Origin of the sequence: Hoeflea sp., from assembly GCF_039975035.1 — a bacterium.
In the GTDB taxonomy this organism is placed as follows: Bacteria; Pseudomonadota; Alphaproteobacteria; order Rhizobiales; family Rhizobiaceae; genus Hoeflea.
The window spans coordinates 1-4,873 of record NZ_JBDWHW010000016.1; the positions used below are offsets into that span (position 1 = coordinate 1).

At 56.8% G+C, this 4,873-nt stretch carries 2 protein-coding genes and 1 pseudogene; 2 read left to right on the forward strand and 1 reads right to left on the reverse strand.

The genetic code is table 11. The features are described 5' to 3' along the window. The coding region (locus ABJN75_RS01295; protein WP_348436086.1) for a hypothetical protein at nt 1-446 on the reverse strand (446 nt) is incomplete at its 3' end. A 271-nt stretch (nt 447-717) separates the two neighbouring features. Between ABJN75_RS01295 and ABJN75_RS01300 the strand changes: the two genes are divergently transcribed. Together ABJN75_RS01300 and ABJN75_RS01305 are read left to right on the forward strand one after the other, a co-directional pair. Then, nucleotides 718-2,961: a UvrD-helicase domain-containing protein gene (locus ABJN75_RS01300; protein ID WP_348436088.1), complete on the forward strand. Its 2,244-nt coding sequence runs from the start codon at nt 718-720 to the stop codon at nt 2,959-2,961. Nucleotides 2,962-2,986: 25 nt separating this feature from the next. Continuing rightward, a pseudogene (locus ABJN75_RS01305) lies at nt 2,987-4,873 on the forward strand (hypothetical protein); the annotation flags it as partial.

Here is a 4,873-nt window from a genome sequence, read left to right on the forward strand (position 1 = left end):
TCCAGCGGAACTAGAGCGTTGCCAATCGGCCAAGCGATATGTGGGAAATGACGCTCCCAAGGACTGTCACTCGGCCTTGCCAGTCGAAAACTCCGATGTCCCAGGTCAAACAAGCGGGACAATCCTGAACGGAACGCAGACCCGGCTTCCACGCCGAGCTCCTGAGCCAAGACCGGCCAGAAATCGGTACCCGTTCCACAGTACCGGTAACCCACCTCAGTGGCCATGACGAGAAGTGGCAGATAGCTCCAAGACCACGCAGCTCCTTGTAGCTGGGGATCGGCTTCAAGCTGACCAGAGACTGCCGTTCTCAGCTCTTCCAGTGCGGCTTCGTCAAGGCCATGCTCAATTGCAAAAAGAGGGAGCTGGTCTCGCGCACCGGCAAGGTCTGCGAAATGATCGGCAAGTGCTTCATGTCTGTCTTTTAGCGAATTGCCAATATGCATTTGTATTTCCCGAACTCGCAACTCTGCTGCCGAGTCTTAGCTCCAAAAAGAATTTCACGGCGCGATATATCCGTGACATGGTTGACTGCTAAGCAATTGAACGTCAATCATCTTCCTGTGGTATTTTGCGAGGCATTCTGTGAACATTGAACCTACTTTGATCACCGGCCTTCGTATACCGTCGGGGTCCGGACCTCGCACCAGAAGAGCAATTGCGGATCTGGTGCGCCGTGTCGTAAGCGCCCGCCGTGGCGTCAGTCGGATTGCTGCGGTGGAATGGGTTCAGCAGTTTATTGAGGGACCAGACCGTTCGGAAGCCTCGGCACTGGTGGAAAGCGTGATCGATGCGCTGTGTGAGATCAAGGACGTCGGTTTCGGAACAACACTTGGCGAGCCAGTCCTCGTGGCTTTGCCCGTACGTCGTGTAGCGCTGCCTGACGGCAAGGTCGTTGCGATAGGAGATCATCGTATCGAGAGCGGCGCGGGTTCTGAACATCTGGTACCAGAAGTTGATGAGACCGCGACCGAGACTCTGATCGATTTTCTCGATGCCTTCGAAGGCCCGGCTGTCCTGACCGGGGCACCCGCTCTTTCTCCGAAGGGACGATGGATCGGCGATGTAGCAATGGCTTCAGCGCTTCGCAGAGCGCTTACATTGAGCGGCGTGTTCGATCCTGTGACCATGGAGTGGTCAACGAGCGAAGTGAATGTCGCTTTCATCAATGATTGGTTCGGACTCGCGGATAATGCATCGAGCACGGAATCCACTTCGGGCCCCGATACAAGCCAAATGCGTGTGGCAAAAGCGGCCGCTGAGTCTCGCATGGTTGTTGAAGCCGGACCTGGTGCAGGCAAGACTCATGCTGCCTGCGAGCGGGTCATTGCGCTTGTACAGAACGAGAACCTTGCACCGTCACGCATATTGCTTCTCAGTTTCACTCGCGTTGCTGTTGCCGAGCTGAGAGCTCGCATTGCTCAACGATTGCAGGATGTGCCAAATGTGGCGGCACTGCAGATCCGTACGTTCGACTCCTTCGCCGCGCGAATGCTTACGGCCTCGAATTCTACCTTTCCGGGTGGTTATGACGCCGTTATCCAGGCTGCGGCTCGACTTCTGAGGTCAGACGATCCGCTTGTGGCAGATGCGATTGGACAGCTGGAACACGTCATAATCGACGAAGCCCAAGACCTCGTCGGCGACCGAAAAGAACTTTGCGAAGCACTAGTGTCGTTGCTGGATTCCAGCTGCGGCATCACGGTTTTTGGGGATTTCGCGCAATCGATCTACGGATATCAGCAGCGTGACAAGTCTAGCTCGACATTCCTGACCGAAATCGCGCAGCGCGATGATTTTATCTCTGACAGACTCGAGACGGACCACAGGACTAAAACAGTGGCTTTGCGGGAGATGTTCCGCGATGTTCGAGAGACCTTGCGGGATGATCAAAGCGGATCTAGCGAGGGCTACTTCAACGTTCGTGAGCAGATCAAGGCTGCCGCACTCGAAAACGAAATCACCAGGTTCACCGCGCATTCTTCAACGACAAGAGGGCTGATACTGACACGAAGCCGCCGAGGGCTTTTCACGGTGGCTGAAGCCATGAGGTCCACGGGCCGCCGATTCCGTCTCCGCTTGCCTGACCGCCCGCTGCGGATCGAGCCTTGGATTGGTGCCATTCTCGGCGCGCATCCGGCATCGGAGAGCATTTCGCGCGATGCTTTCGGTGTCATGCATGAGATGCTTTTTCCGGCCGCTGCACGCGATGTCGATGAATCGTGGGAGATCCTGCTCGATCTCGATGGATCTGGTCGCGATAGCATAGTGGTGGGGCGCGTGGCCGACGGATTAACTGAGCCGCCGCTAGAACTACTCAGTGATCATGAGGGCAATGCAGGACCTTTGCTTTCAACGATACACGCCATCAAAGGTCGCGAGGATCAGCGGGTGATGTTGCTCCTCACCCGAGCGCCGCACGGCGAAATTGTAGATTGGGGCGAGGAAGCGCGTACATTGTACGTCGGTGCGACCCGCGCGAGCACGGAGTTGCGCACTGGCTGGATCAGTCCGGTGAAGTTTTACACAACGGGAAAGCCTGAACGGTATTGGGCCGCCCGTGCTGATCATCGGTTGATCGAGATCGGCCTTGAGTCCGACCTCGTCGACTGGCGGGAGTTCCTTCATTCGGGGCATGTCATTAATGAAGCCGAGACAATTGCCAGAATCTGGCAGGCTTCGATCGAGGAACGCAATGTTGTGGCAATTCCGGACTCCGAATGCCGGTTGATCCTTCGGTTCGAGGGCGAAGAGGGATTTGCAATTGGCGTCCTTTCACCGGATTTCGCCGAAATGGTGCAGTCGATCAGGCAGGTCGCACCGGATGCCACCCCTCCAGAATTAATTTCGGGTATTTCGGTTGTGGGGTCAACCACCGTGGTCGTTCCGGGCCATGCTGGTGAATTGCCGGGGCTTGCACTCACGCCCTTACTGGGTGGCTTTGCCCGGATCCCCCGCTGATCCATTCGAATTAAGGATTACAAAGATGATTGATGTGCGCGATACCCTGCTTGAACGAATGAAAGTCGATCTGATCGGCCCTGAAGCACCAAATGAGCTGATTTCGGATCGGCCGACAGATCGTTATTTAACGGGGATTCTTTTTCCACCGTGCGCCAGCATATCAGCTGAAGACGACGATGAGGCGAGTGATGCCGACGATGCAGATGGCACCGGTACTGCGCTGGATGGCGTAAAGGCAGCTTCAACGTTTCGCCCTAGTTCAGCAGGGCTATCCTTTGCAGTCGGGTCAATTGGCACGGCCCCCAAATTGCGGGTCAAGGTTGAAGGTGCGCGCTATCGGCCAGAGGGCGCCGAGGGTGACGAGGGAGCTTCGCGGACTGGGCGTACAACGCACTGGCGCCGTGAACCCAGACTGGCGGAGATCGATCTCGAGCTGGAAGCTATGAGGGCACAGGCCGCTCCAACTGTAAGTCTCGGCGACAGCGGCCTGCCGGGTGTCACGCTTCACTGTCGCGTGGCTCCTTGGGGAGATATTCTCCTGGTAACGCTAGCCATTACCAATGACATGAAGCCTGCCGCAAAGAAAAGCCGTGCAGCAAATGAGGAAGCTACACTGTTCCAGGTTTCGCTTTCCGTCGAATGTGCAGAGGATTGTCGGTTCGTGCCGAAGCCTGATCAGGCGGGAACCACCACCATGGACGATGACGGCCGATCTTCATCTCTGCTCTATCGGAATATGCAGCAATGGGCCGTAGGGCATACCTGTTCAGCCATATGGGACGAGCCGGATGATGGCACTGTCCGGAGCGTCATTACCAGCTGGTTTCCGGAAGCGATGGTTCATGTGATCAGCGCTGCGGGCGACAGCGAATTCCAAGACGAACATGTGAAGGCGCAAATGGGCGCTGCGTTTATTGCCTCGCAGGAAAAGGACGGACTTTGCAGTGGCCTGACAGCGTTCGTGGATGCCTATGGATCATGGATTTCGAGAATGGAAGAACAGGTGCTGTTCCTCCCAGAGCAGTACTCCGACCAAGGCAATCTGCATATGCAACGTTGCCGTGCGGCCGAGACTCGTATGCGTGCGGGCATCGCTCTCCTTGAAGGCTCGCCCGAGGTCTTGGCGGCCTTCCGCCTCGCAAACAGCGCCCTAGCGCTGCAATACTCGTGGCGGATAGATCCCGATCCGCCCGAACTAGTCTGGCGGCCGTTTCAGCTGGGGTTCGCGCTGCTTAGCCTCGAATCCATTGCCAACCCGGAATCGCCAGATCGTGAGACAATGGATCTGTTATGGTTCCCAACCGGCGGCGGCAAGACTGAGGCCTACTTGCTCTTGACCGCCTTCACGATCTTCTTGCGTCGGCTCCGTGCAGAAGGCGAACCTCATGGCGCAGGGGTAACCACCTTCATGCGCTATACCCTCCGCCTGCTGACGATTCAGCAATTCGAGCGCGCTGCCGCCCTGATCTGCGCTTGTGAGATGGTCCGGCTTGGCAAGCTGGAGAAAGGTGCGGTCCAGCTGCCTGATCATTTCTTAACTGACGTGCCGATTTCGCTTGGGCTTTGGGTCGGTGAGGGTGCGACTCCGAATAGCTTGGCAGATGCCGAAAAGGCACTGGATACAGAAGGTGAAAGCTCTCCCGCCCAGTTGCGGAGTTGTCCATGCTGTCATGGTGTTCTTGATTGGACCATTGCGGTCGACAAAACCCGTGTGGAGGTAAGATGCCGTTCAGGAACATGTGCTGTTGGACGCGCCCTCGGTCAGTTGCCGATATGGACGATTGACGAGGATGTCTATCGCGAGCAACCCACCCTGGTGATCGGCACGGTCGATAAGTACGCGCAGATCACACGCAATCAGACCTCTGGCCGCCTGTTCGGCTTAGGGACTCCTGCGGCACCACCCGAT